25 protein-coding genes and 1 other annotated feature (1 of these 26 cut by a window edge) are annotated in these 25,195 nt (G+C 37.3%); of the genes, 17 read left to right on the top strand and 8 right to left on the bottom strand.

The window, feature by feature from the left end; all coding sequences use genetic code 11:
* Positions 1–82: 82 nt before the first annotated feature.
* The 7 genes from ADU73_RS03045 (at position 83) to ADU73_RS03015 (ending at position 6,703) form a co-directional block, all read left to right on the top strand.
* The gene (locus ADU73_RS03045; protein ID WP_046871394.1) at positions 83–913 is read left to right on the top strand and encodes a MetQ/NlpA family ABC transporter substrate-binding protein; all 831 of its coding nucleotides are present in this window, start codon (positions 83–85) and stop codon (positions 911–913) included.
* Positions 914–1,040: 127 nt separating this feature from the next.
* Positions 1,041–1,955: an L-lactate dehydrogenase gene (locus tag ADU73_RS03040; protein WP_046871393.1), complete on the top strand. Its 915-nt coding sequence runs from the start codon at positions 1,041–1,043 to the stop codon at positions 1,953–1,955.
* A gap of 153 nt (positions 1,956–2,108) precedes the next feature.
* Complete coding sequence (locus ADU73_RS03035; RefSeq protein ID WP_062913168.1) at positions 2,109–2,891, top strand: ABC transporter ATP-binding protein; 783 nt, start codon at positions 2,109–2,111, stop codon at positions 2,889–2,891.
* Positions 2,881–4,686, top strand: a complete 1,806-nt coding sequence (locus ADU73_RS03030) for an FtsX-like permease family protein (protein ID WP_046871391.1) — start codon at positions 2,881–2,883, stop codon at positions 4,684–4,686. Before ADU73_RS03035 ends, ADU73_RS03030 begins: the two co-directional genes overlap by 11 nt.
* Before the next feature lie 13 nt (positions 4,687–4,699).
* Positions 4,700–5,077, top strand: coding sequence for a GntR family transcriptional regulator (locus ADU73_RS03025; RefSeq protein WP_046871390.1), 378 nt, complete (start codon positions 4,700–4,702; stop codon positions 5,075–5,077).
* Positions 5,067–5,933 carry an ATP-binding cassette domain-containing protein gene (locus ADU73_RS03020; RefSeq protein WP_046871389.1) on the top strand — a complete coding sequence of 289 codons (867 nt, stop codon included), beginning with the start codon at positions 5,067–5,069 and terminating at the stop codon, positions 5,931–5,933. The genes ADU73_RS03025 and ADU73_RS03020 overlap by 11 nt, the downstream gene beginning before the upstream one ends.
* Positions 5,930–6,703, top strand: coding sequence for a hypothetical protein (locus ADU73_RS03015; RefSeq protein ID WP_046871388.1), 774 nt, complete (start codon positions 5,930–5,932; stop codon positions 6,701–6,703). Before ADU73_RS03020 ends, ADU73_RS03015 begins: the two co-directional genes overlap by 4 nt.
* Before the next feature lie 71 nt (positions 6,704–6,774).
* Here the strand turns inward: ADU73_RS03015 and ADU73_RS03010 are convergent, their stop codons facing one another.
* Positions 6,775–7,536, bottom strand: a complete 762-nt coding sequence (locus ADU73_RS03010; protein ID WP_062913167.1) for a DUF975 family protein — start codon at positions 7,534–7,536, stop codon at positions 6,775–6,777.
* Between the two features lie 133 nt (positions 7,537–7,669).
* On the opposite strand from ADU73_RS03010, the gene ADU73_RS03005 reads away from it, so the two are divergent.
* From ADU73_RS03005 to ADU73_RS02985, 5 genes are all read left to right on the top strand, one after another.
* Positions 7,670–8,641 carry a DUF2785 domain-containing protein gene (locus ADU73_RS03005; protein ID WP_062913166.1) on the top strand — a complete coding sequence of 324 codons (972 nt, stop codon included), beginning with the start codon at positions 7,670–7,672 and terminating at the stop codon, positions 8,639–8,641.
* 14 nt (positions 8,642–8,655) lie between these two features.
* A complete protein-coding gene (locus ADU73_RS03000; protein ID WP_046871385.1) occupies positions 8,656–9,696 on the top strand; it encodes a zinc-binding alcohol dehydrogenase family protein in 1,041 nt (346 codons plus the stop codon).
* A gap of 83 nt (positions 9,697–9,779) precedes the next feature.
* Positions 9,780–10,892 carry a D-alanine--D-alanine ligase family protein gene (locus ADU73_RS02995; RefSeq protein WP_046871384.1) on the top strand — a complete coding sequence of 371 codons (1,113 nt, stop codon included), beginning with the start codon at positions 9,780–9,782 and terminating at the stop codon, positions 10,890–10,892.
* Between the two features lie 108 nt (positions 10,893–11,000).
* Positions 11,001–12,767 carry a glycerophosphodiester phosphodiesterase gene (locus ADU73_RS02990; RefSeq protein ID WP_052694495.1) on the top strand — a complete coding sequence of 589 codons (1,767 nt, stop codon included), beginning with the start codon at positions 11,001–11,003 and terminating at the stop codon, positions 12,765–12,767.
* Between the two features lie 39 nt (positions 12,768–12,806).
* Positions 12,807–13,364, top strand: coding sequence for a DNA-3-methyladenine glycosylase I (locus ADU73_RS02985; RefSeq protein WP_056986087.1), 558 nt, complete (start codon positions 12,807–12,809; stop codon positions 13,362–13,364).
* 62 nt (positions 13,365–13,426) lie between these two features.
* Here the strand turns inward: ADU73_RS02985 and ADU73_RS02980 are convergent, their stop codons facing one another.
* The 5 genes from ADU73_RS02980 to ADU73_RS02960 all read right to left on the bottom strand — a co-directional run bounded on the left by ADU73_RS02980 (position 13,427) and on the right by ADU73_RS02960 (position 17,898).
* Entirely contained in the window at positions 13,427–13,900 is a 474-nt protein-coding gene (locus ADU73_RS02980) for a universal stress protein (RefSeq protein WP_062913165.1), read from the bottom strand.
* Between the two features lie 82 nt (positions 13,901–13,982).
* Complete coding sequence (locus ADU73_RS02975; protein ID WP_046871381.1) at positions 13,983–14,264, bottom strand: hypothetical protein; 282 nt, start codon at positions 14,262–14,264, stop codon at positions 13,983–13,985.
* 382 nt (positions 14,265–14,646) lie between these two features.
* On the bottom strand, positions 14,647–16,014 hold the full coding sequence (locus tag ADU73_RS02970) for an ISLre2 family transposase (protein WP_062913107.1): 1,368 nt from the start codon (positions 16,012–16,014) through the stop codon (positions 14,647–14,649).
* 135 nt (positions 16,015–16,149) lie between these two features.
* Positions 16,150–17,424 carry a replication-associated recombination protein A gene (locus ADU73_RS02965; RefSeq protein WP_046871380.1) on the bottom strand — a complete coding sequence of 425 codons (1,275 nt, stop codon included), beginning with the start codon at positions 17,422–17,424 and terminating at the stop codon, positions 16,150–16,152.
* Between the two features lie 9 nt (positions 17,425–17,433).
* Positions 17,434–17,898: a YueI family protein gene (locus ADU73_RS02960; protein ID WP_046871379.1), complete on the bottom strand. Its 465-nt coding sequence runs from the start codon at positions 17,896–17,898 to the stop codon at positions 17,434–17,436.
* A gap of 103 nt (positions 17,899–18,001) precedes the next feature.
* Here ADU73_RS02960 and ADU73_RS02955 point away from each other — a divergent pair, with 103 nt between their 5' ends.
* Positions 18,002–18,592 (top strand): DUF1054 family protein, encoded by a 591-nt coding sequence (locus ADU73_RS02955; protein WP_052694494.1) that lies wholly within the window; start codon positions 18,002–18,004, stop codon positions 18,590–18,592.
* A 55-nt stretch (positions 18,593–18,647) separates the two neighbouring features.
* Here the strand turns inward: ADU73_RS02955 and rpsD are convergent, their stop codons facing one another.
* Together rpsD and ADU73_RS02945 are read right to left on the bottom strand one after the other, a co-directional pair.
* Positions 18,648–19,256, bottom strand: a complete 609-nt coding sequence (gene rpsD / locus ADU73_RS02950) for a 30S ribosomal protein S4 (protein WP_046871378.1) — start codon at positions 19,254–19,256, stop codon at positions 18,648–18,650.
* A 193-nt stretch (positions 19,257–19,449) separates the two neighbouring features.
* On the bottom strand, positions 19,450–19,920 hold the full coding sequence (locus ADU73_RS02945) for a GAF domain-containing protein (RefSeq protein ID WP_046871377.1): 471 nt from the start codon (positions 19,918–19,920) through the stop codon (positions 19,450–19,452).
* 163 nt (positions 19,921–20,083) lie between these two features.
* Here ADU73_RS02945 and ezrA point away from each other — a divergent pair, with 163 nt between their 5' ends.
* From ezrA to ADU73_RS02925, 4 genes are all read left to right on the top strand, one after another.
* A complete protein-coding gene (gene ezrA, locus ADU73_RS02940) occupies positions 20,084–21,793 on the top strand; it encodes a septation ring formation regulator EzrA (protein ID WP_046871376.1) in 1,710 nt (569 codons plus the stop codon).
* A gap of 225 nt (positions 21,794–22,018) precedes the next feature.
* On the top strand, positions 22,019–23,164 hold the full coding sequence (locus ADU73_RS02935; RefSeq protein ID WP_056986085.1) for a cysteine desulfurase family protein: 1,146 nt from the start codon (positions 22,019–22,021) through the stop codon (positions 23,162–23,164).
* A gap of 30 nt (positions 23,165–23,194) precedes the next feature.
* Entirely contained in the window at positions 23,195–24,412 is a 1,218-nt protein-coding gene (gene thiI / locus ADU73_RS02930; protein WP_046871374.1) for a tRNA uracil 4-sulfurtransferase ThiI, read from the top strand.
* Between the two features lie 94 nt (positions 24,413–24,506).
* A complete protein-coding gene (locus ADU73_RS02925) occupies positions 24,507–25,013 on the top strand; it encodes a peroxiredoxin (protein ID WP_062913164.1) in 507 nt (168 codons plus the stop codon).
* A gap of 26 nt (positions 25,014–25,039) precedes the next feature.
* Positions 25,040–25,195, top strand: a binding site (T-box leader); it runs 52 nt beyond the window's last position.

Here is a 25,195-nt window from a genome sequence, read left to right as displayed (position 1 = left end):
ATGTAGAGAGGATGGTCATCCGTACCGTAAATAAGATTTTGTGTTAACAAAATAGACATTAATTTTCAGGAGGAGTTTGGATATGAAAAAAAGTAAGGTTTTTGGTTTATTAGCAGTCGTCGCAACTGCATTCTTATTGGTTTCTTGTGGTAAGAAATCAGACTCAAGTACAAGTTCAAAGACAACCACCATTACCGTTGGAGCTTCTGCAGTTCCCCATGCACAGATTTTGAAACATGTGCAACCGGAGTTGAAAAAGGAAGGCGTTAATTTAAAGATTAAAGTGTTCCAAGACTACGTGCTTCCTAACAAAGCTTTAGCAGGTGGCGATATTGATGCCAACTACTTCCAGCACATTCCCTTCTTAAAACAATGGAATGCTAAGAACAAAGGCAATCTAATTGATGCTGGCGCTGTTCATTTGGAACCGATCGCAGTCTTCTCTAAAAAGTACAAGAATTTGAAGGATTTACCTAAAAATGCAACCGTACTTGTAAGTAGCAATACGCCTGATTATGGGCGTGTCTTGACCATCTTTAAAGATGCCGGATTAATTACCATTAAAAAGGGTGTGGACATTACAAGTGCAAACTTTGATGACATTGCATCCAATCCAAAGCATCTACAGTTCAAACATAGTTACGAACCAAAGTTGATGCCTCAATTGTACAAAAATAACCAAGGAGATGCTGTTGTAATTAATGCAAACTACGCTGTTCAAGGTGGCTTGGATCCTGTTAAACAGTCAGTTGCAATTGAAAAGTCATCATCACCTTACAAAAATATTGTTGCCATTCGTCCAAACGAAAAGAACAATAAGGCTATTAAGAAGTTAGTTAAAGCTTTACAATCTAAGAGTACCCAAGATTGGATTAAGAAAGAATACAAGGGCGCCGTTTTACCAGCTAAATAAGTTGGTTATTGAAAATTTGGAAAAGAATCAAAGAAACTCGCAAACCATTTTGTGGGTTTCTTTTACATATTGACCAAAATCTGTAAAATGGTACGATTAACTTATTAAAAGGAAAAGGGTGTTTAACATGCGAAAGTTTGGAATCATTGGTGTAGGAAACGTTGGGCGGACAGTTGCTTATACGTTAGTTACAAAAGGGATTGCTGATTCATTGGTCTTAATTGACAAGGATCGAAAAAGAGCTCGTGCTGAGCAGGTAGATTTACAAGATGCTCAGGCAAGGTTATCAACAACCACACAGGTATCAATTCAAGATTACGAGGACCTAAAAGATGTTGAAGTATTGTATATTTCAGCGGGGGATGTGTCGATATCCACAAATGGTGGTAACCGATTTGACGAATTCAAACTTACCTCAGCAGTTGTAAAAGAAATTGCTCCCAAGATTGTAGCTTCAGGATTTCACGGAATTATCATCGATATTATGAATCCATGTGATGCAGTTACAAGCTACTTGCAGAAATTAACTGGTTTCTCAAAACAGCGCGTATTTGGAACCGGGACTTTCCTCGATACAGCTCGAATGCAGCGAGTAGTTGGTGAGAAGTTAAACATTAATTCACGTAGTGTTGAAGGCTATGTCTTAGGTGAACATGGCAATACTCAATTTGTTGCATGGTCCAGTGTGCGGGTCCAGGGCAAAGCAATTAAGGAGTTACCTGAAGCAAAAGACTTTGATTTTGACGCTTTAGCTGATGCTGCAAAACAGGGTGCTTGGGAAGTTGCTTCTGGAAAAGGCTTTACATCGGATGCTATTGCTACTTGTGCCGTAAGTCTCGGTCAAGCTGTTTTATCTGATGCACGGATTGTTTGTCCTGTATCTGGTTACAGTAGCTTATACGATACGTATGTAGGCATTCCGGCCATTGTAGGTAAGAATGGAATTGAATCAACGGTGACCTTACCTTTAGATACAGCAGAACAGGCTAAGTTTGCTCACTCAGCACAAATGATTCACGATAGTGTTGCAAAATTAGATTAAATTTTATAAATTATAAATAAAACAACTTTTAAACTCGAAACAAATCCTAACAGGATCCGTTTTGAGCTTAAAAGTTGTTTTTTTGCTTGACAGTTAAGTAGGCCTCATATATAGTTAGTTACGTAAGCAATTAACCAACGGGGGAGAAACTAAATGAATCAGAATACGGTGATTGATGTTCAACATGTAACTAAGGTATATGGAAAAAAGACTGAAAAGCAATATACAGCCTTAAAGGACGTCAATTTTAAAGTACGTCAAGGAGAATTTGTGGGGATTATGGGGGCCTCAGGTTCCGGGAAAACAACGTTGCTTAATATTTTGGCAACGATGGATAAGCCAACGGAAGGACGAGTTTTGGTTGGCAATCAAGATATTACGAAGTTAGATGGCAATCAAGTTTCTGATTTTCGTGCGAAGCAGATTGGATTCATTTTTCAAGATTTTAATTTTCTGGAAAGTTTAACCAATGCAGAAAATATTGGCTTGCCTTTAACACTACAGGGTGCCAAGAAACGAAAAACAAATGAGCTCGTTCATCAAGTTGCCGGGCAACTGGGAATTAATCAACTCTTGGATAAATATCCGGTTGAAATTTCAGGTGGGCAGAAACAACGCGTGGCGGCAGCACGGGGACTTATCTCACGACCACAGATTTTGTTTGCGGATGAACCTACAGGTGCGTTAGATTCAAGAAATGCTCGTGAACTGTTGGAAACATTAAAGCAAGTAAACGATGAAGAACAAGTCTCAGTCTTAATGGTGACTCATGATCCTTTTTCAGCTAGTTACTGTGAACGAATTTTGTTCATTAAAGATGGAAAAATTGGTGAACAGTTGGAAGCTGGTGATCAAAAGCGGAGCGAGTTTTACCAAACGATTTTGAATAAGTTGGGCACCTTCAATGATCAAGGGGAGGATGTCGATGTTATTTAAATTAGCGTTTGTAAATGTCCGGGATCGCTGGCGAGACTATCTGGTTTTGTTTTTTGGTTTAATAATTTCAGCTGCAATTTTTTATATGTTTGAGGCAATTGCCACGAATAAGGCTTTAATCCAAGCAAATATTTCGTTTAAACTGGCAGTAATTGTATTTCAATTTGGCTCGGTACTGCTTGGGATAATTACCTTAGTTTATATTGTTTATGCTAATTCATTTTTAATGACGATGCGTGAACATGACTATGGGCTGTTCATGATGTTGGGTGGTAAAAAATCACGATTAGGGTTATTAATTTTTACGGAGACCTTACTGATTGGATTAGTTTCAACTGGTGTTGGTGTATTGGTGGGAATCGGTTTGACACAAGGACTATCCCAATTACTCATGACGCAACTCGGTGTGCAAATCACAAAATTTACAGCTTTGAATAATACAGCTTGTTTAAGTACCATTTTATTTTTTGTAATTCTATTTTTGGTGGCATCTATCATTAACCAGCATAAAATCCTTCATCGACCCGTTTTAAGATTATTAAAGGGAAATTCTGAGGCCGATAAGCCAATGAAGGTAACAGTGTGGCGATATATTGAAGGGGTAATCGGAATTGGTCTTTTAGCGGTCGGTTATTGGGCCATGGCCAAGATTGAAATTTTACAACTCATGGCCATTCCCATTGCGTTAGTAACAATCGTATTAGGAACTTATTTTTTATTTAATGCCCTTTTTCAATTATTAATTTATGGTCTTAAAACCACAAATTTAGCGTTTAAAGGTCTTAACGGATTTACATTGGGTCAACTTAATTTTAGAATTCGTGATTATACAAAAATGTTATCGGTTGTCAGTATTTTATTTGCTTTAGCGTTAGGGGCAATCACGGTTGGAATGGGCTATCATCGGATTATTCCAGTAATGGCAAAAAGTAATACTGCCTATGACTTGGCTGTGTACAAACAAACACCCCAAGCAACAAGGCTGGTTCACCAGCTTGATTTGCAAGAAAAGCAAACGTATCGGCAAAAGATTAAAGGAACAACGATTTATTTTGTAACAGATGATTTTCAAAAACAGCCTTTTGAGATGGCAAAAGTAAACAAAGAAAAGGTTTCTAATCATAGGCTAACTTTGAACCAATTGAAACATAGCGGTCGTGGTCAGGAACAATTGTTGAGTTTGCAAACTAACTATTATGAGTTAAGACAAATTAAATTTGTTTCACAAAAAGAATTTCAAACGATTCAAGCGAAACCCAGTAAATTAGTTTTGATAAAAACAACTGGTCTTGCAAAAAGCGCCAAGATCTTGAATCGGATTGCTAAAAATCAGGTTAGTGAAATAAAAAATCCACAGGTGACAATCGACTCACTAGGCGGTGCTTATCCGATTTATCAATCCGCAAATATTGTGTTTGGTGGGCTTGAATTTGTCGGATTTTTTCTTGGAATGGCTTTTTTAACCATGTTGGCAAGCTGCCTTATGTTTAAAATCTTATCTGGGGCTCAGTTAGATAAGCGGCGTTATCAGATGTTGAATCGGTTAGGCACACGCCAAAAGCTCATTCGAAAATCGATTCGACGAGAAATTGGGGTCTTGTTTTTCTTACCAGGAGTTTTAGGCGTCGTTCATGTGTTATTTGGTCTTAAGATGTTTGTACCATTGATGGGGAATCCGTATACCAATTTGGCCACACCATTTACGATTTTTATCTGTTTATATTTGATATATTACTTAATAACAGTATTAATTTATGAAAAATTAGTGGTACCAACTGTCAGAATGCAGTTTTGAGGTGGTGAATAAGATGCAATTTGATTTTAGTGGACAAGAACCAATTTATTTACAAGTAGCCAATCAAATTGAAGAGGGAATTTTTACAGGGGCATTTAAAGAAGAAACCCAGGTCCCTTCGACGACTGAAATGTCACGAGAGTTTCATATAAATCCAGCTACAGTTCTTAAAGGAATAAACATACTAGTGAACGAAAAACTTGTTGAAAAACGACGTGGGCTGGGGATGTTTGTTTGCAAAGGGGCTTATAATTTGATCTTGGAAAAAAGGAAGGCCGCCTTTTTTGAAGATTACGTCAAAAAGATTGTGTTAGAAGCTAAGAATCTAAAGTTAACCGAGGTTGAACTTGTTCAACTGATTAAGAGGGGGTTTCAGTCAAATGAAGATTAAAGTTGATGATGTTTCAAAACAATTTGGGCACAAACAAATTTTAAAAGAGATCAACTTAGAGCTAGAGCCAAACCGGATTTATGGATTGTTGGGTAGAAATGGGGCTGGGAAAAGTACCTTATTGAATATTCTGACAGATCGGATATTTCCTAATGGTGGTTCAGTAACAATGGATGGTGAGGCCGTTCATGAAAATGATAAGTTGCTTGGAAAAATGTATTTGATGAGCGAAGTTAATTTATATCAAAAACGCGCGCGTTTACAAGATTTGTTTCAGGCTTCTCGTTTAATGTATGGCGGATTTGATGATGCGTACGCAAAACACCTATGTGACGCCTTTGAGCTAAATCCTAAGTTGAAATTTGGCCAATTATCAACTGGTTATCGAACTATTTTTAAGTTGATTATTGCATTAAGCTTACCCGTTGATTTCGTGTTTTTAGATGAGCCAATTTTGGGATTGGATGCCAACCATCGTGAGCTATTTTATAAAGAATTATTAGATAGTTACAGTCAGCATCCGCGAACCTTTGTAATTTCGACCCATATGATTGAAGAAGTTGCTAACATGATTGAGCACGTGTTTGTTATTGAAGACGGGAAAATTTTGGTGGACGACGACGTGGATCATATGTTGGCTCAAGCCTATGTAATTACGGGACCTGGTGAAACTGTGGATAGTTATACAGAAGGCTTGAATGTGATTGGTTCTGAATCTTTGGGAAACTTGAAGGGCAACTATGTGTTTGGAAAATTGAACGACACTAGAGAAATTCCGGACACAGTTCAAATTTCACGAATGGATTTGCAAAAACTATTTATCCACTTAACTAGTGAGGAGGGGCAGGCCAAATGAAAACAAAATTAGTTATGCGAAACTTATTTAAACGTGATTTGAAGTTGATGGGATATACATACGTTTTGACATTTGCTGCTGTGTTCGTCCTCCCTGTAATTTTTGCGTTGTTATTTACAGGAAGTTTGCATGGAGTTTCATTTCAAAACTTGTTACAAAATGATATTTTGCCATTTATTTCGATGCTGTTTTTATTTGTAATTGGTCACCGCGTGTATGAACCATTTAAGTTTTACATTCAAAATGGAATTTCGCGACGAACTGTTTGGCAAGCAACCCTTATTGTTACTGGAGTTAACAGCTTATTGATGAGTGTAATCAATTATTGCTATTTTTATTTAATTGTTCAGCCAAACGTTGGAAATGAATTTACGACATTTTATGATGATGCATTTGGAAAGTTTCTGGGATCCACAAGTGTCGGAAATATTTTTACCCAGATTCTTTATGAGTGGTTGTTACTTTGGTTAGTGGGAGTCGCAGGATCATTTTTTGGGAGTTTTTCCGCTTTAATGAAAAAACGGACCCGGAGAATTTTATGGATTGCGATTCCAATTGCGTTGATTGTCTTACTGCGATTCCTATCTCAATTTCATATGGGGATGAACTTAGAAGGCTTTGAAGGTTTTATCAAGTTTATGGTTGGTTATACTGATGAGACTGGTGGATGGAATCCGTTTCATCCAATTGGTGTGATGGCCGTTGGAATTATCGTTGGGACCGACATTACCTATTGGCTTCAACAACGAATGGTGCTAAAAAATCAATAAAAATCCAAAAAAATAGCGTAGTTCTAAATGTCTTTGTTCAACATTTAAAACTACGCTATTTTTTTGGATTTTTATGAAGCTTCTACCAAATGTTTGTAAAAGGCAGTATAAACACCTTGAGAATATGGAATATACCAGATAAATCCAATTCCAAAACTGACTAAGCACAAGAGATACCAACCAATCATACTTAATTTCAAGGTGAAAAATTCAAATTTATGGCCCATCATCAATTTACGACTCATGGTAATACAATCAACGTATTCAATGCGATCAGCATTCCCAGAAGCCAACTGATCTTTGTAAATTAAATAGGATTGTGAGTATGAAAAGTATTTAATAATTCCTGGAATGATAAATAGTAAAGTCCAGAGGAATTGAAAGATAAATTGTAAAACAAAAATCGCTAATGCTGGAATAAAGTAACGTTTGGTGAAGACCTGGAATGCACCTTTAACCGGTGAAAATTTCAGCTCTGGATTTCGTAACCAATCGAGAAAAGTATAATTAATACCTACACCAATAAAAGTCATCAGTGCACCACGAACGAAATTCCAGACTTCACTGTGGTTATTTGAGCTGGTTACTTCTTTATAAAATTCTGAACTGGTTGAATCACCAAATGTTAAATTGGACCAATAACTCGGGTGGAAAATATCAGGATGGGTACTGATTAAGTAAATTGACATTAGGATTACCATGGAAATAATAAATCCGGCAACTGCTTGAATAATTATTGGGATAAGGGCGGTTAGAGATGCTTGACCCCAATGCCCCTTAAAAGTTTGTTTAACTTCATTTTTTAATTGGTGCCGTATACGATGGTTTGACATATGGTAGGCTCCTCCTCTTTTTATCTATTTTAACATTATCAAAGGAATTCACAATAATCATAAGGTAGCTTTATTAGGGCTTTGAACTTGCGGCGTGTTAAAATAAATTATTACTTACGAGGAGAATAGTGTTATGAAAGAAGTTGAATCAGTCCGTACGCAACTTCAGCAGTTACGTGCAAAACTACAAAATGGTGAGATTTATCAGTCGCTAATTCCTGAAGTGGATAATGTGATTAAGGCAATTAAACCTACTGCACCAACTAAGGTTGTTTTGCCAGATGATCAAGATGGGATTAAAGACTTGATTGAGAATCTTAGAGAGCAATTAAGTGCGCATAAACTAGACGAAATTAGTGATGCAGATTTAACCCAACTATTTCAACATATTGGATCAACCAATTTATTTATCCGTGATAAAGGGGTTTATTTTTTATTCAGTGATATCATCCAGCAACAAATTACATCTAAAGACCAGCTTAAGCTAATTTTTAAACATTTAATTCAAGACGAAAGCCTATTTCCACATATTACTGAGCCCCAAAATGATGCTGTTTTTCAGCGGTCATTCAGTGTGATGTTTTTGTCAACTTTACTTTATGTTGATCGGGCGGAGTCTAATTTCATTGATGACGAGAGTAAAAATACGTTAGTCGATCAAATGCTAACCTATATTGCGTTGGAGACGGATACTCGGGGGTATGCCGGTGAAAAAGGTTGGGCGCATGCGTATACGCATATTGGAAATGTTTTAGACGAATTAGCTTTTGATAAGAGTTTAGTACGTGCTGATAAATTGTTATTACTGGCTGTGTTGATTACGCGTTATAAACGACTCGCAACACCTTTAATTTTTGGAGAACCAGAACGTTTGGCCGGGTATATGGCTGATTTAACAAAACAAAATAAATTATATAGTGATTTTCTCTTGTTAGCTTTAAAAAATTGGCGGCATGAACTTGTCTCAATTCAAGCTCAAGAAAATGAACAGATGTGGACAAGCTTATACAATCGGCAACGGTTACTACAAGCGATGGTTTTAAATCCAGAAATGCCAAAAGAAATAACTACTTATTTGAATGAAGAAGACGATTTTCGATTTTAAGGAGTAAAGAAAAGATGAATGAACAGGTACAAGCAATTGGTTTTTATAAAGGATTACCAATTGAAGATGCAAGTAGTTTGATTGATTTAAAAGTGGCTCGCCAGACAGCAGCCGGTTACGATTTATTGATAAAAGTTAAGGCTGTTTCGGTGAATCCGGTTGATACTAAAACTCGGCAGAGTCACCCAGAAACGGAGATCCCAACTATTCTTGGGTTTGATGCTTGTGGCATAGTAGAAGAAGTTGGCGACCTGGTCAAAGGGTTTTCAGTTGGTGATTCTGTGTTTTATGCTGGGACCAATCAACGACCAGGAAGTGATCAGGCCTATCAGTTGGTAGACTCACGGCTGGTTGCCCAAGCACCAAAAAAAATTAGTATTGAAGAAGCTGCAGCAATGCCTTTGACTAGTTTAACGGCCTGGGAATCACTATTTGAACGAATGCCATTGGTGGCAAAAAAAGATGCTAATACGGGTCAAAAGATTTTAATTATTAATGGTGCTGGTGGGGTAGGATCGATTGCGATTCAGTTGGCAAAGTGGGCCGGTTTAACGGTAATTACAACCGCTTCACGGCCAGAAACTGTGGAATGGGTAAAAAAGATGGGGGCAGATGTTGTTCTCGATTACCATCATTCACTTGAAGCGCAATTAAAAGAACAAAAAATTCAAAACATTAAATTTGGAGTAATCTTTCAATCAACTGATGCGTATTTACCAAAGTTAGCTAAATTGATTGCTCCTGAGGGCTACATTACTTCGATCGTGGAAAATGAAAAACCGTTACCAATGGGCGGGCTGTTAAAAGCTAAAAGTATCACGTTTGCCTGGGAGTTTATGTTTACAAAGAGTATTTATCAAACCGAAGATATGGCTTCACAAGGTGAAATCTTGAGTCAGGTTGCAGATCTTTTGGATCAAAAAGAATTACAGTCAACGTTAACCTTAACGTTGAACACCATTAATGCCCAAAATTTACGAAGAGCACATGAATTAGTGGAGAGTAATAAAATGATTGGTAAACTGGTGATAACTGGTGATTTTAACGCCAAGTAATTTGGATGTTAAAGTTTTTTTCTCTAGAAAACCGTGGTACAATTTAGATTCAATACAAAATCTATACGTTAGGATGAGATTTTATGAGTACGGACAAAAAAATTCATGTAGGACTACTATTTGGAGGTAATTCATCTGAACATGATGTTTCAAAGCGGTCTGCACATAATATTTATGATGCAATGGATAAAGATCGTTATGAAATCAGTTTGTTCATGTTTACCAAAGATGGTTATTTATTAAGTGATGCTTCATCAAGAAGAATTTTTGATGGCGAACCAGAAGAGCAAGTCGTTAAAGAGGCTGTTCAAACGATTGATGAAGGTAATCCATTATCGCCAATTTTAAACATGGGCGAGCAGAGAGATATTGACGTTTATTTTCCAATTATCCATGGTAATTTAGGGGAAGATGGCACGATTCAGGGGCTATTACGGCTACTTCAAAAACCTTATGTAGGTAGTGGTATTTTAGCTTCGGCAATTTCTTTTGATAAAGATGTTACAAAACAAATTTTGACTCATAATGGCATTCGAAATACTAAGTATGTTGTTGTTACACCTGAGAACCGCACTGAATATTCTTATGAAATTTGTCGTGATTTACTTGGCGAATTGATGTTTTTAAAGCCAGCTAATCAGGGATCTTCAGTAGGAATTCATAAGGCGACAAACGCCCAAGAATTTGAAGCTGGTCTGGATGACGCTTTTCGTTATGATTTTAAGGTTCTAGTAGAGCAATCTATTGAACAACCAGAAGAAGTTGAAGTCTCAATCTTAGGAAACGAGGCACCTAAAGCTTCTAAAGTGGGACGAATTGTGGTTCCTAAATCAGATACATTCTACGATTATAACAACAAGTTTGTGGATGCTAGTGGTGTTCAATTTGAATTGCCAGCCAGCATTACCCCCGAACTTGCTAAAGAAGTTCAACAAATGGCACTAGATGCGTTTCGAGTGCTTGGCTGTTGTGGGTTGGCCCGCATCGACTTCTTAGTGGATCATGATCAAGTACCTTATTTGAGTGAAATTAATACTTTGCCTGGTTTTACAAATATTAGTTTATATCCTCAGTTATGGGAAGTTTCAGGAATTAGTTATGAAAAACTGATTGATCAATTGATTGATTTAGCGTTTGCAGAATTTAAACGTCGTTCTAAAATTCATTACGATTTTACGCCGCTTGATGCTGAATAATCGGAAGGCTGCCATTTTTGGCGGCTTTTTATTTTGCCGATTTTTCAGATAGTTATTCAGTTCGTGTACCGCTGGTGGTAAGATTATAATAGTGGGGAGAGGTGTAAAATGAAGCAATTCTTTTTTCAAGATTATCGACGATTAAAACAGTTAGTTAATTACATGATTAATTCTGACGAGAACTTGTATTATGCCGTTTTGACTGGTCTAGTTGGTGTAGTCACTAGTATTTTAATTGAACATGCACTTTTTTTATCAGAGAATTTTTTATTGATTCCTTTGAAAATTGTTTTTGCAATTGTTATTATTTGGGGATTCTTTTCAGGATTATTAGCAACTTTATTAATGATTAGTGGATTCCAATCAAAACGACCGGTTAACTTTGGCCAGCTACGCCATCTAATCCAACGATTATTTGAGAAAAACTGGGTAATGACAGTGGCGTATTTTTTCTTCTACGCGGTGATCACAATTCCATTGGGGGGGTTTGGATTTTCAACGGTGATTCTGGCACACATTCCGACCACAATTGGATTCCAAAATTTTGTTTTTGCCAATCGCTGGGTAATGGGTTCCATTTTTGTTGTCCTGTATATAGGATTATGTTGGGTGGCATTACGCATGATTTTGGCCTTGCCAGCGATGGTTAGTCGTGAATGTTCTTTGTCCGAGGGGATTCGAACTAGCTGGCAGTTGACCAAGGGTCGAACGGTAAAAATGCTGTGGCAAATTTTATTAACTGTCGTGCGGGTTTCAATACCGATATTTGTTTTTGGTGGTCTAGTATTGCTAGGATTGGCTAAGTGGAATCAGTTACTTCGATCTGAACAAGTAGGCCTTATCTTAATGATTTTTGCAATTTCATTTGCAGAATTATTATACGTAGTCTGGTTTCTATTATTTTCGACAGGATTTTTGTCTGAATTAAATAAATGGGTCACAGATGTGAATCTACCACTCACGAGCGTGCCAGTTTTTAAAAAAAGTTCGCATTCCTACCCTAAATGGGATCTCAAGCAAATTAAGCAAACGGGGCTATCTTTGTTGGGACTTTTATTATTAATAACGCCGTCCTATGCATATTTTTCAATTCAGAAGAATGATAATCATCCGTTAAAAGTGCTCACAATTTCCCATCGGGGAGTTAGTGATGGAAACGGAGTTCAAAATACTACCATGGCTTTGAGGAAAACACATCGCCTTCATCCTGATTATATTGAGATGGATGTGCGTGAAACAAAAGATAACCAATTTGTGGTCATGCATGATTCAAATTTGGCCCATTTAGCCGGTAAAAATGTGATGCTAAGCAATCTTACCTTAAATCAGTTAACCCACATTACATTGCACGAGAATGGCTATCATGCCAAAATTAGTAGCTTTTCTGAATATCTTAAGACGGCTCATCAATTGCATCAACGTTTAATTGTTGAGATTAAGCCTAGTAAGGGTGATTCTTCCAATTTAGTAAAACTGTTTAATAAGCGTTACGGTGCGAGCTTGCAAAAGCATGGTGACAAAGTGCACTCGCTTAATGCTACGTTTATGAGGCAGCTAAAAAAGAAAAATCCAAAATTACAAACAGGGATTATCACGCCGTTTAATATTGCCAAAATTCCTAATAATTCTGCTAATTTCTATTCCTTAGAGTTTCATACGCTTAATCGGCAATTCATGCAGCAGGCTTGGGCTAAACACAAACAGGTTTTTGTTTGGCCAACAGATGGGACTTCACCGATGAAAAGAATGCTGGCCCTTCGAGTTGATGGAATCATTACTAATCATTTGGGAAGGCTGCAGCATGTTCTCAAGACGCAAACACGACAAGAACTCATGCAATATGAAGTTTTAAATAATTTAATTGAATTGTGGTAAAACAGCGAATCTTATTCATACTCGGGAAGGAGATAGAATATGAATCGTTGCTCATGGAGTACTAAAAATGATCGACTTATGCAATATCATGATTTGGAATGGGGGGTTCCAATATTAGAATCAAATCGGTTGTTTGAATGCTTTGCCTTAGAAATCTTTCAAGCTGGTCTAAACTGGTTAACTGTGTTACAACGCAGGCAGGCCTTGAGAATAGCCTTTTCTGAATTCGATCCGCTGAGATTAAGTAGCTACTCACCAGATGAAATTCAACAAGTGATTAAAGATCCAACGGTGATTCGTAATGCACGGAAGATTCAGGCTATTTTTCATAATGCGGACGTTGTCACACAATTACCAATGACCTTTTCTGACTATATCTGGCATTTCGTGGATTTTAAACCGATTCGTTGTCCAGAGATTTTATTCAATTCAAACAAGGCTCAGGAGTTATTAGCAAAACGCATAGTCCGGCAAATGAAACAAGATGGTTTTGTTTTTATTGGACGCAAAAATATATATGCATTTGTTCAGGCAGTTGGTTTGATAAACGATCATGAAGTTGCTTGTTTTCGTTATCATGATTTGGCAGTTTTATAAGTAAACAAAAAGTCGATCACTCCGTTACCGGGTTGATCGACTTTTGTTTACTTGTGAAAAAATTATTTATTAAGCTTAACGGGTTGGTTATCTAAATCAGTCCGAACAACCAAGACGTCACAACTTGCAGTTCTTGTAACATACTCAGTTACCGATCCAATTAAGAGACGTTCCACGGCATTTAATCCAGTTGCACCGATCATAATAAGATCAGTATGCAATTGTTTAGGCATGTCGTTTGCGATCACAACTTTTGGTGCGCCATATTCAATTGAATAGTCAACGTTTTCCAAGCCCTTGTCCTTTGCTTCTTTAATATATTTATCAAGGGTTGTCTTCGCTGTTTCTGTCAATTGTTCTACCATAGCTGTATCAAAACTCGAAATGTTTTGAAAAGCACGAGTGTCAACAATGTGAACCAAATGTAATTCGGCACCCTTATTTCGTCTGGCAACTGCCACGGCCTTTTCGAAAGCTAATTCTGCTTCTTGCGAACCATCTACAGGAACCAAAATATGTTTATATTGTTGTGTCATATAAATCACCTCTCCAACTTTATAACTTCATTTTACGTTAAAATTGCCAAAATAAAAAGAAAAAAGAGCGTTTTCTTTTTTTCTAGGGCATAAAATGAGTTAATCCAATTAGGATACCCGTAGTTGTAAAGCAACCAAGGAGTAAGATAATACAAATTAGGATCGTGACATGGGTCCAGGCAATAACAAAGGCAATGACTGCCATTAGGCAAAGGGCGATCCCACCGATACGTAAAAGCTCTTGGAGAGCAGGTTGATTTGTTGGATCAAAGAGTAAAAAGGGACGTTGTTGATGTCGATAAAGATAGATACCAATTGTACCTAATAAAATTGAAAAAACAACCATAAGGATTGAAATTAACATGGGAGACGCTCCATTCAACAGAATTATTATTTTTTGAGTTTATTTAAACTAAACAAAAAGGGATTAGTACGTAATGTCCTAATCCCGAAACCCTTCGTGGTGCCGTTAATCGTTTCCCAGTGAAAGCCCGCAAGTATATTTAGCGGTGGGACCAATTGATCTGGCTTTAAGTTTCCTAATTAAAGGCCTACATGCCACCAGATACCCTCAGTCCCTATACAAATTATTTGAACGGCAGTACATAAATGAAACAACGCGTACACCAAAGAAATTTCAAGTTCATTTTAGCATGAGTAAGCAGAAAGTTCAATTTTTTGCTTATCCCGTATGTGTCAAGTTTTCCTAGGTGCCTTATAATCAACCAAATATTTATACACAATAATTAGTTTGAAAATATTTTTGCCATTGCTCCGATAGGGCTACTTGTTGGGGCATCAACTGGTATTTTACCTGAAAGAACTCCAATATGCTTAGAATGGTGCTTGTTGCTCAGCTGAGCTGGACTCAACGTCTTCAATGATTCCGTAGCGATCTCAATCGTTAGCTCTTGTAACTTTCTTAAACCACCACGTAAGTATTTATCTAGCTTACCGTTTACCCGAGCTTCAATTAATTTCAACATAGCCTCAAGGCCCTTTTCGGACCATACTTTGCCTTGCTTTTTCATTCGATACGTGTACGCTCTGTGTGAGCTTTCAACGGATCCCAATTTGCCGACCCTCATGAAGCCACGATCGTGTGGAGACTTTATAAACTGCCAATTTCTTGCCAAATATTGTCTTAGGACCCTTAGGCTCTCAAGTTCCTTATCAGTTTTAATTTGCGACTCAAATGTATCTAAAATAACGTTTAACTGATTCTGATCATACAGGCTAACGCTCTTAACGGCCTTATCAACCAATGGATTAAATAAACCAAAGGTTTGTTTAATCTTTTTGACAAAGTGATACCGATCGATAGTAAATTCAACTCTTTGAGCACTCGGAACTATTTCTCGCATACTTTTCGGGTTATACCCTGGGCCACCATCACTTGCTGTAAACACGGTCATTTCACTGATTTTATAATACTTCTCAATGTAGTCAGTTACTCGTTTTTGAACCTTTTTTTGATTGATACCAACAAACTCAACTTTGTTTGATCTTGTTCCATCTAATCCTGATTCAAAAACAATGTAATGGTGGACGTCTTGTCTTCGTCGATTAATTTTGTGTATCTCAAAGGCATCGCCTTCAACCACTAAGTTTTCAACTTTTCGTTTCTTAACTAGTTTCTCTTCGGACGATTTTTCTTCTGTCTTCACGGTATCTGCCATGTCTCTGATAATTCGGTCTACTGACCAGGCACTAATATCCGTCTGACTTGCCAGATTGATCATTGCGGCCGTATTTCTCATCGTTGTCGTTTGCCCAATTTTGGCAACGACACTTTTAAAATAAGGTGAAATTCTTTTTCTTTCTTCCAACTGAAGTTGTTCATCCAACGGGAAGTAATAACTTCCATTGGGTCGAAGATAACATCTTCTTTCAAAATTCACGGCGCCAAACATAAACTCAATTGTTCTGGCCTGTCGATTAATGAATGTATTTTCTGCCGGAATTGATGGAACGAGTGTTTCATCTAATTGCCTCAGATATTCAGCTACAACCAGCTGGAATGACTTCCTAAGATGAAGAATTACCTGCTCCTCTAAATCAAATAAACTGTCTAAATTTCCCAATGATTCAATAAAATCTGCTAAAATATACATGAAAGACCTGTATCCTTTCCTTTAATCTTCGTCGATTAAAAGGCTACAGGTCTTTTTCTATATATTCAACTCAAAATGAATATTCCTAGAATTTTATTGACCATCTAGGAAAACCTTACACTAACCTTATCCCTTTTAGTCTCGTTGGGCGTGAAGAAGTCGTTTATATTGAGCGCCCAATGCTTGTTCAAATTTACCATTTTGTTTAGGCTCATAATACTCCGCAGATTTTATTTTATCTGGTAAGTACTGTTGTTTAACCCAATCATTAGGGTAGGCATGGGCGTATTTGTAATGATTGCCGTGCCCCAGTTTGGATGCGCCTTTATAATGAGCATCTTTTAAATCTGCTGGGATGTCTCCATAATTACCTGTCTTTACTTCATCTAGGGCAGCATCCATCGCTGAAATTCCTGAATTAGACTTGGGTGACAAACAAAGTTCGATAACAGCATCAGCTAAAGGAATTCTTGCCTCAGGAAATCCAAGCTTTTCGGCGGCTTGCACAGCCGTAACAGTTCGTGCACAGGCGGGCGGGTTTGCGAGGCCAACATCCTCATAGGCAATGACCATTAAACGACGGGTAATGCTTGGAAGATCACCGGCTTCAACAAGCCGTGCCATATAGTGAAGTGCTGCATTGACATCACTACCACGAATGGATTTTTGGAATGCAGAAATAACGTCGTAGTGCGCATCGCCATTTTTATCTTGGGTAAGTGCCTTTTTTTGCAAGCATTCTTCAATTACGTCAAGAGAAATTTTTATAATTCCTTTTTCATCAGGGGTAGTTGACATAACAGCCAGTTCTAGACCATTTAAAGCACTTCGTAAATCACCGTTAGTGGAATGAATCAAAAAATTCATTGCAGGTATTGTGACGTTAATATTAAGTTTACCAAGACCATTTTCTGAATCAGTTAGGGCCCGATTAATGGCTTTTTTTATATCATCCGCGTCTAACGGATGAACCTCAAAAATCTGGGTTCGACTTCTTATGGCGGGATTGATTGAAATGTAAGGATTCTCGGTTGTAGCTCCGATTAAAATGATGCGGCCACTTTCCAAATGGGGGAGTAAGAAATCTTGTTTAGTTTTGTCCAATCGGTGAATTTCATCGAGAAGCAAGATAACTGTGCCGCTCATTTTTGCTTCTTCCGCAACAATTTGCAGATCCTTTTTTGAATCAGTAGCTGCATTGAGCTTGCGAAAAGCATATTTGGTGGAACCAGCAATTGCACTGGCAATACTTGTTTTTCCGGTGCCCGGGGGACCATATAAAATCATCGAAGAAAGCAATTTTGCTTTGACCATTCGTGAAATTATTTTGCCTGGGCCAACTAATTGTTGCTGACCCACGACATCTTCAATTCTTTTGGGACGCATTCGGTACGCTAAAGGTTGTTGCATGATAAACTCCTACTTCAAAAAACTATTTTTCAATTTATCCAATAAAGATTTTGGCTTTTCTTGATTGCTAGTCGGTGTCTTTGATGATTGAAAGTGACTAATATCGATATCCTGCACATTGATTGATTCTTTAGACGCCAAGACTAAGGCTAGGCTCTGATCGGCAGTGGTATAAATATCATCAGTTTTAATTGTAAATTTTAGAGAAATTTGGCTAGCCGCTTTCATATAAGGACCGATCAATTCTTGTCCGACATTACCATTAATGAAGAGCTGATAATCAGGATGTTTCTTTAATTCTTGAATGAAGGTATCCTGGTACTGATTTGATTTTAACTGACTTACTGACATGGTAACGGCAACTCGTTCTCGAAAAGTTCCCAGATATTTTCGTTGTTCATCTGGATTTAGCTTTGGAGTGCCAAGAGCAGCATCCTGTAAACGGGTATTAACATCATTTGAATTATTAGCCATTGCGCTCACAATCCTTTCTAGATAGTATAATAAGTATAGCATTTTGAGGGAGTTCAATCTTGTTTTAAGATTAAGCGCACACGAGAAAGTGGGGAACTAGAAGATGTTCAGTGATCGATTGTTTTCAGTTTTTAAAGAACCTGATGTTGAAGGACGATTAGCTTTGATTCGGAAACAAGTTGATCCGTTTTTTGAAGAAGTTAGTCAGCAAATTTTACCTATTTTAAATACGAATGATCATCAATACCAAGCATTTATAGCAAAACACGCGCGCCGGCATGTTAATCCACCTATGAATACCTGGGTAGCATTTGGCGAGCACAAGCGTGGTTATAAAATGATTCCACATTATGAAGTTGGTATTTGGGATGATCGGTTATTTATTTGGCTCGATTTAGAAACAAATATCCAAGAACGCGAAACGGTTATAAAAAAATTGAAACAAAAACAGACAAACTTTTTAGATCTAGGAGCGCCATTTGTTCTTTCTAATAATCATATGATTAAAGGTGAGGTGTCATTAACACCTACAAATTATGAAAATCAGTTATCTAATTATGAAAAACACAAGCAAGCAGAGTTTTTGATTGGTCGGTGTGGGTTAGACGACGAGTTACAATTAAAAGATGAGCAGGAGGTTATGCGACTTATTGAACGAACGATTCAGCAACTGGCAGAAATTTGGGACAAATAAAAAAGCATTTGGAAGAAATCCCAAATGCTTTTTTGAAACAAACAATAATTAAAAATTAAAGTTTGTTATAGTATTCAACGATTAGTGATTCATCGATATCGGCCTCTAACTCTTCACGTTCTGGGAGACGAGTTAATGAACCTTCCAACTTATCAGCGTCGAATTTAACGAATTGAGGACGACCAACAACAGCTTCAACAGCTTCGCCAATGATCTTCAAATCTTTTGACTTTTCACGAACGCCAACAACTTGTCCAACTTCAACTTCGTAAGAAGGAATGTCAACACGTTTGCCATCAACCGTGATATGACCATGGTTAACTAATTGACGTGCTTGACGACGAGTTGTTGCCAAACCTAAACGATAAACAACGTTATCGAGACGACGTTCGAGCATGATCATGAAGTTAACACCATGTTTACCTTCATTGATCTTACCAGCACGTTTGAATAAGTTTGAGAATTGACGTTCAGTTAAACCGTACATCATACGCAACTTTTGTTTTTCACGAAGTTGTTGACCATATTCTGAAATGTTACGACGATTGTTTTGGCCGTGATCACCAGGGGCATATGGGCGACGAGCTAGTTCTTTACCAGTACCGCTTAATGAAATACCTAAACGGCGGGAAATTTTCCAACTTGGACCTGTATAACGAGACATAAAGTATATCCTCCAATATTTTTGTTGGAGTAAAATAATCCGATTGCGAGTTTAGTATTCGTGCAGAATGTTTTGCAATTTTCACCTTTTGCAGCCGCAGGTTACTAATTGAACCAAAGAAATGGCACCAGTCTGTTGACGAGCTTACCACTCGCCGCTGCATTATTTTACACAATGCTCAGTTTACAACAAGTTAAGCCGGCATGTCAACGTGGGACAAGAAAACCGCAGCAAAACTTTCTAATTCTTCTTGGTTATCAGAAGTAAAACGATTAAGTGATTGTGAATCAATATCTAAAACGCCTAGCTTGTGACCATTTTTAATTAGTGGAACAACAATTTCTGAATTGCTGGCACTATCACAAGCAATGTGCCCGGCAAACTCATGAACATTAGCAATCCTTTGAACATTTTCCGTAGAAAGGGCAGTTCCACAAACACCACTTCCATTTGCAATGTGCATGCAAGCAACATTTCCTTGGAAAGGTCCGAGAACCAATTCATCAGCGGATGCATCGTACTGATAGAAACCTGCCCAATTAATATCTGAATAGCTAGATTTTAAGAGCGCTGATGCGTTGGACATGTTAGCGATTAAATTAGTTTCACCATGCAGAAGTGCATCTAATTGTTGATTCATCAGTGAAAGTGTTTTTTTTGCCATGATAAATTCCTCCATATTGAATTAGAAATATAAAAATCACATAGTGAAACAGCGAAATCCTATGCTATAATTTAACTTGGATATCATTTTATATTGAAAAAAACGAGAAAGCAACAAAATTCATTTTTAAATGAAAAAAATGGCATAAAAGGATGGGGTTCTCATGTTGGGTGTATTAATTGGTATAATCGTGGTGGCAATTCTAATATATATCGGAATTGTTCTCTATCAGCGATATTTATTAAAACAAATTACGGATCTTGTAAATAAGAAAAATGATTTGATGGATTTACCCGTTGCTAGCGATCTTGATGAAATTGGCAACATAAATTTGGCGGGTTCTTCCTTAGAGGAATACCAAAATCTTCAAGATGACTACCGCAATGTCAAAAACAATAAGTTTCCGGAAATTGATGAGTTAGCAGAAACGGGTCAACAAAATGTAAATGATATGAAGATCTTTGATGCTCGTTCAGATGTTGCGGGAATTAAAGACGCGATTCAAGTTATTCAGTCTGAATCTGATCGAATTCAAGCGGCTTTAGATCAAATTAAACAAGAAAATGAAGATCAGCAAAATGAAGTCAAGGTTTTACGTCATAAATATCAAGATTTAAGAAAAACGCTTTTGGCCAAAAATATGACTTATGGGCCAAGCATTGATATGTTAAATGACAATCTTCAACGTTTAGAAAATGCTTTTGAAAACTTTGCGCAAACTGTTGAGAGTGGTGATCACAAGAAGGCTCAAGGACAGTTACAACAATTACAAAGTAATACAAAAAATTTGGAAAGCAATTTAGAGGCAATTCCAGATTTGTACATTCAGTTAAATGAAACTTTTCCTGGTCAGTTAGATGAAATTAAGACTGCTTACAGTCAATTGATTAATCATAATTATGCATTCACGGACGAAAGAATTCCTGATGATATTAATGATATTTCACAGAAAGTTACTGAGAACTTGGATACGCTTAGTAATTTACGTTTAGATGCAGTCAAAGGAAACAACGAAACAATTGCTAATCGGATTGATGGTTTATACGACGCTATGCAAACAGAAATTGATGCTCGAACAGAGGTTGATGGAAGTTTTCAAACGATTGCGGACTATATTGAGCATGCTGAAAAGCAAAGTCATACTTTGTTAATTGAAATTGATCGACTTGGGCAAAGTTATGTTTTAAATGGTAAAGAAGATGACCAAGCACATGATCTTGAGGCACGTTTACAAGACATTCGCAATGAACATGATCAGGATGCAGAAGCTATTACTAATCAACCAGTTGTTTATTCAGAAATCTTACAGCGGATGCATGAAGAAAATGACCAGTTAGATGATATTGAATCAAAACAAACAGCAATTAATGATAGTATTCAAAAATTGATTGAGGAAGAAAAAGATTCACGAAGAACTCTGCATCAGTTTGATCTTGAAATTCATGAAATCAAACGACATATCGAAAATCTTAATTTACCGGGAATTCCGGCCAGCTATATGGATTACTTTTTCGTGGTTAGTGATGAAATTGAAAAGCTGTCAGAGAACATGAATCAAGTTAAAATTGATATGAAACAAATCGATCAGCAATTGGGTATGATTGATAAGGATATGAAGACATTAGCTAAAAAGACGACTGAAATTACTGACAATGCGGCATTGAGTGAACAAATCATTCAATATACAAATCGTTATCGCCACAGCAATGAAGCGGTTGATAATGCTAGCAAACGAGCACAAAAATTATTTGATGAAGATTATGACTACGCACAGAGCTTGAGTGTGATTAGTCGTGCTTTGGAGGCTGTTGAACCAGGCATGGTAGATAAGTTAACACAAAGTTACCAAGATCAGAAAAATACCCAGTATTAATTATTCGCTAGAAATTAAAAATAGCAGGAAGAATTTATTTTGAATTCTTCCTGCTATTTTTTAATTCATCATACTGGAACTCAATATGAATACTTTGTGTTTAAGACAGTTATTGAGTATTATAGTTAGGGTTGTTGTAATGACCTTGTTCAACATTGAATGGGTTGTTATAATTAGAAATGGTTTTTAACAAGGATTATGCCGAATAATGGTGGGAGAAATAGAATGATTTATTTTGATAATAGTGCAACAACAAAAGTTGCTCCTGAGGTTTTAAAGACCTATCAAACAGTGAGTGAAAAAATATGGGGAAATCCCTCAAGTTTGCACAACATGGGTGAACTTGCATTTAATTTATTGGAACAATCTAGAAAACAAATTGCTGATCTTCTAAATGTAAAACCACATGAGATCTTTTTTACGAGTGGTGGTACTGAGGGAGATAACTGGGTAGTAAAAGGTACGGCAATTGAAAAGCGTACTTTTGGTAAACATATCATTACGACGGCAGTTGAGCATCCAGCAATTACAAACAGTATGGAACAGTTAAAGCAACTAGGTTATGAGATTACCTACCTTCCCGTTGATAAAGAGGGAAGAATTTCGATTCAAGATTTAAAAGATGCTATCCGGCCAGACACAATTTTAGTTTCGATTATGGCTGTGAATAATGAAATTGGTACCTTACAACCAATCAAAGAGGCCGCTGAGGTTTTAAAAAAATATCCTAAAATTCATTTTCATATTGATGCTGTACAAGGAATTGGTAAGGGAATTCAGTCTCAGATTTTTAATGATCGGGTTGACTTCATTACATTTTCAGGGCACAAGTTTCATGCGCCAAGAGGAATTGGCTTTATTTATGCTCGTGAAGGCCGAAGAATCGCGCCATTGATGACCGGTGGCGGTCAGGAAAAGAATCAACGAAGTGGAACTGAAAATTTGCCTGCAATTGCTGGCATGGCAAAGGCTTTACGGTTGCTTTTACAGAACGAAAAGCAGAACGTGCAACAGCAGCAATCAGTCAAAGAAACGATTTATGACCATGTTAGCAAATTTGAAAATGTGACGATGTTCAGTCACCGAAACGAGGGGTTTGCACCACACATTCTCTGTTTTGCCATCAAAGGGGTTCGCGGGGAAACAGTGGTCCATGCTTTTGAGAAGTACGATATTTTTATATCAACAACTAGTGCTTGCTCTTCAAAAAAACAAGTAGAGTCAAGTACATTAGCTGCAATGAAAACGCCGGAAGACATCGCAACGAGTGCCATTCGAGTTAGTTTAGATGCAGAAAATACAGTGGCAGAAGCCGAAAAATTCAATCAAGTTTTTGATAAATTATACGCTGAATTTGCCAAATTAAATTAGCGGTTGAAAAGACAAGGAGTTACTCACAATATGCAGTATACAGAGATTATGGTTCGTTACGGCGAATTATCAACAAAAGGTAAAAATCAACGCGATTTTGTAAGCCGCTTGGGTGGCAACATCCGTAAGAGTCTTCATAACTTTCCCAAACTTGAGATTTATCCCAAACGAGATCGGACTCATGTGACATTGAATGGCGAAGACTCAGAAGCTGTTATTGAACGGCTGAAACAAGTGTTTGGGATTCAAAATTTTTCACCATCTCTTAAAGTTGATCGAAACATGAAGGCCATTCACGAGGGCGTTTTGAAAATGATGACTGACCAGCTAAAGCCAGGAATGACGTTTAAGATCAATACACGTCGATCAGATCACAACTTTGAAATGGATACCAATGAGCTTAATGACGATTTAGGCGGTTTTGTATTAGATCATTTTCCTGAAGCAGTGGTTAAAATGCATCATCCAGATCTTATTTTGCGAGTTGAAGTAAGAAATAACGGTGTGTTTCTTTCGAGTGAAACGATTCAAGGGGCTGGTGGATTGCCAGTGGGAACTGCTGGTAAAGGAATGATGATGTTATCCGGTGGAATTGACTCACCAGTTGCTAGTTACCTGGGAATGAAACGTGGCGTTGACATGGAAATGATCCACTTCTTTAGTCCGCCATATACCAGTGAACAGGCGTTGGCTAAGGCTAAAGAGCTTACTTCACACTTAGCAGCCTATGCCGGAAGTTTGCAATTTATTCAGGTACCTTTTACTAAAATTCAGGAAGAGATTAAAGAAAAGGTTCCTGAGGGTTACTTAATGACAGTTCAACGTCGAATGATGTTAAGGATTGCAGTGGCAATTGCTAAGAAACGTGGAGGAAAGGCCATTTTTAATGGTGAGTCTCTGGGGCAAGTTGCTTCCCAAACGATGGAGAGTATGGAAGCTATTAATGATGTGACTAATATGCCAATCTTGCGCCCAGTGATCTCTTTAGACAAAACTGAAATTATTAAAAAAGCAAAAGAGATTGGGACTTATGATTTATCAATTTTGCCATTTGAAGATTGTTGTACTATTTTTGCACCACCAGCGCCAAAGACAAAACCTGATACAGAACGAACCCGTTATTATGAAAAGCGGATTGATGTTGAAGGGTTAATGAAAGAGGCCATTGATGGCGTTCAGGTTAGCGAAATAAAAGCAGGCCAAAATTTCTTGAACCAAAATGAAGACGTTTTTGCGGAATTACTTTAAAAACAGTTTTTTTAATTGATTGTTGTTGTGGAATGGGTTATGTTTAACTTAATCTTTCGAGAGCCAAATTTACGGAATTTGAGGAGTGATAAGTGTGGATGTTTTAAGTGGTGGAGAAAAGGTTGCCCTTGTTGGTAACCCTCCAGAAGTTGGCGAGCAATTACCAAAGTTTAAATTATTTGATGCTAACAATCAAAAGGTAAAGACTAAGGATTTAATTGGCAAACCAACGTTAATTAGTACAGTTCCGGATCTAAATACGCCAGTTTGCAAACTTGAAACAAAGAAGTTCAATCAACAGGCTGATCATTATCCATCCGTTCGTTTTGTGACAGTTTCAAATAATACCATTGCAGAACAAAAGGCTTGGTGTGCCGCAGAAGGCGTTAAAAATTTAGAAATCTTATCAGATGAAGAGCTATCTTTAGGTTATGAAATGAATCTTTATATTCCTAATGACGGATTCTTAGCACGAACTATATTTATTATTGGTGCTGAAGGCAAAATTGTGTATCGACAGATTGTGCCAGAAATTCACGATGAACCGAATTATGTAGAAGCATTGGACGCAATAAAAAAATATGCGACCGATGTTGACTAATCTATAATTGTTGTTATAAAATGCTTATACAGGCAATGAGCAATAGGGATGTTTTGGGTAAAAAGAGAGAAAATGATAGCTGAAAGTTTTCATCAAGACGTCTTGTAGATTGTGAGCCGCTATTCTGAATTATCTAGTAGGGATAGCCGGAAATTTTTAAATTCCGTTAAGAAAAAACTGAG

This window comes from Pediococcus damnosus (assembly GCF_001611155.1).
GTDB lineage: Bacteria > Bacillota > Bacilli > Lactobacillales > Lactobacillaceae > Pediococcus > Pediococcus damnosus.
The sequence above is the reverse complement of the archived record's forward strand: the minus strand, read 5'-3'. Positions and strand labels throughout refer to the sequence as shown.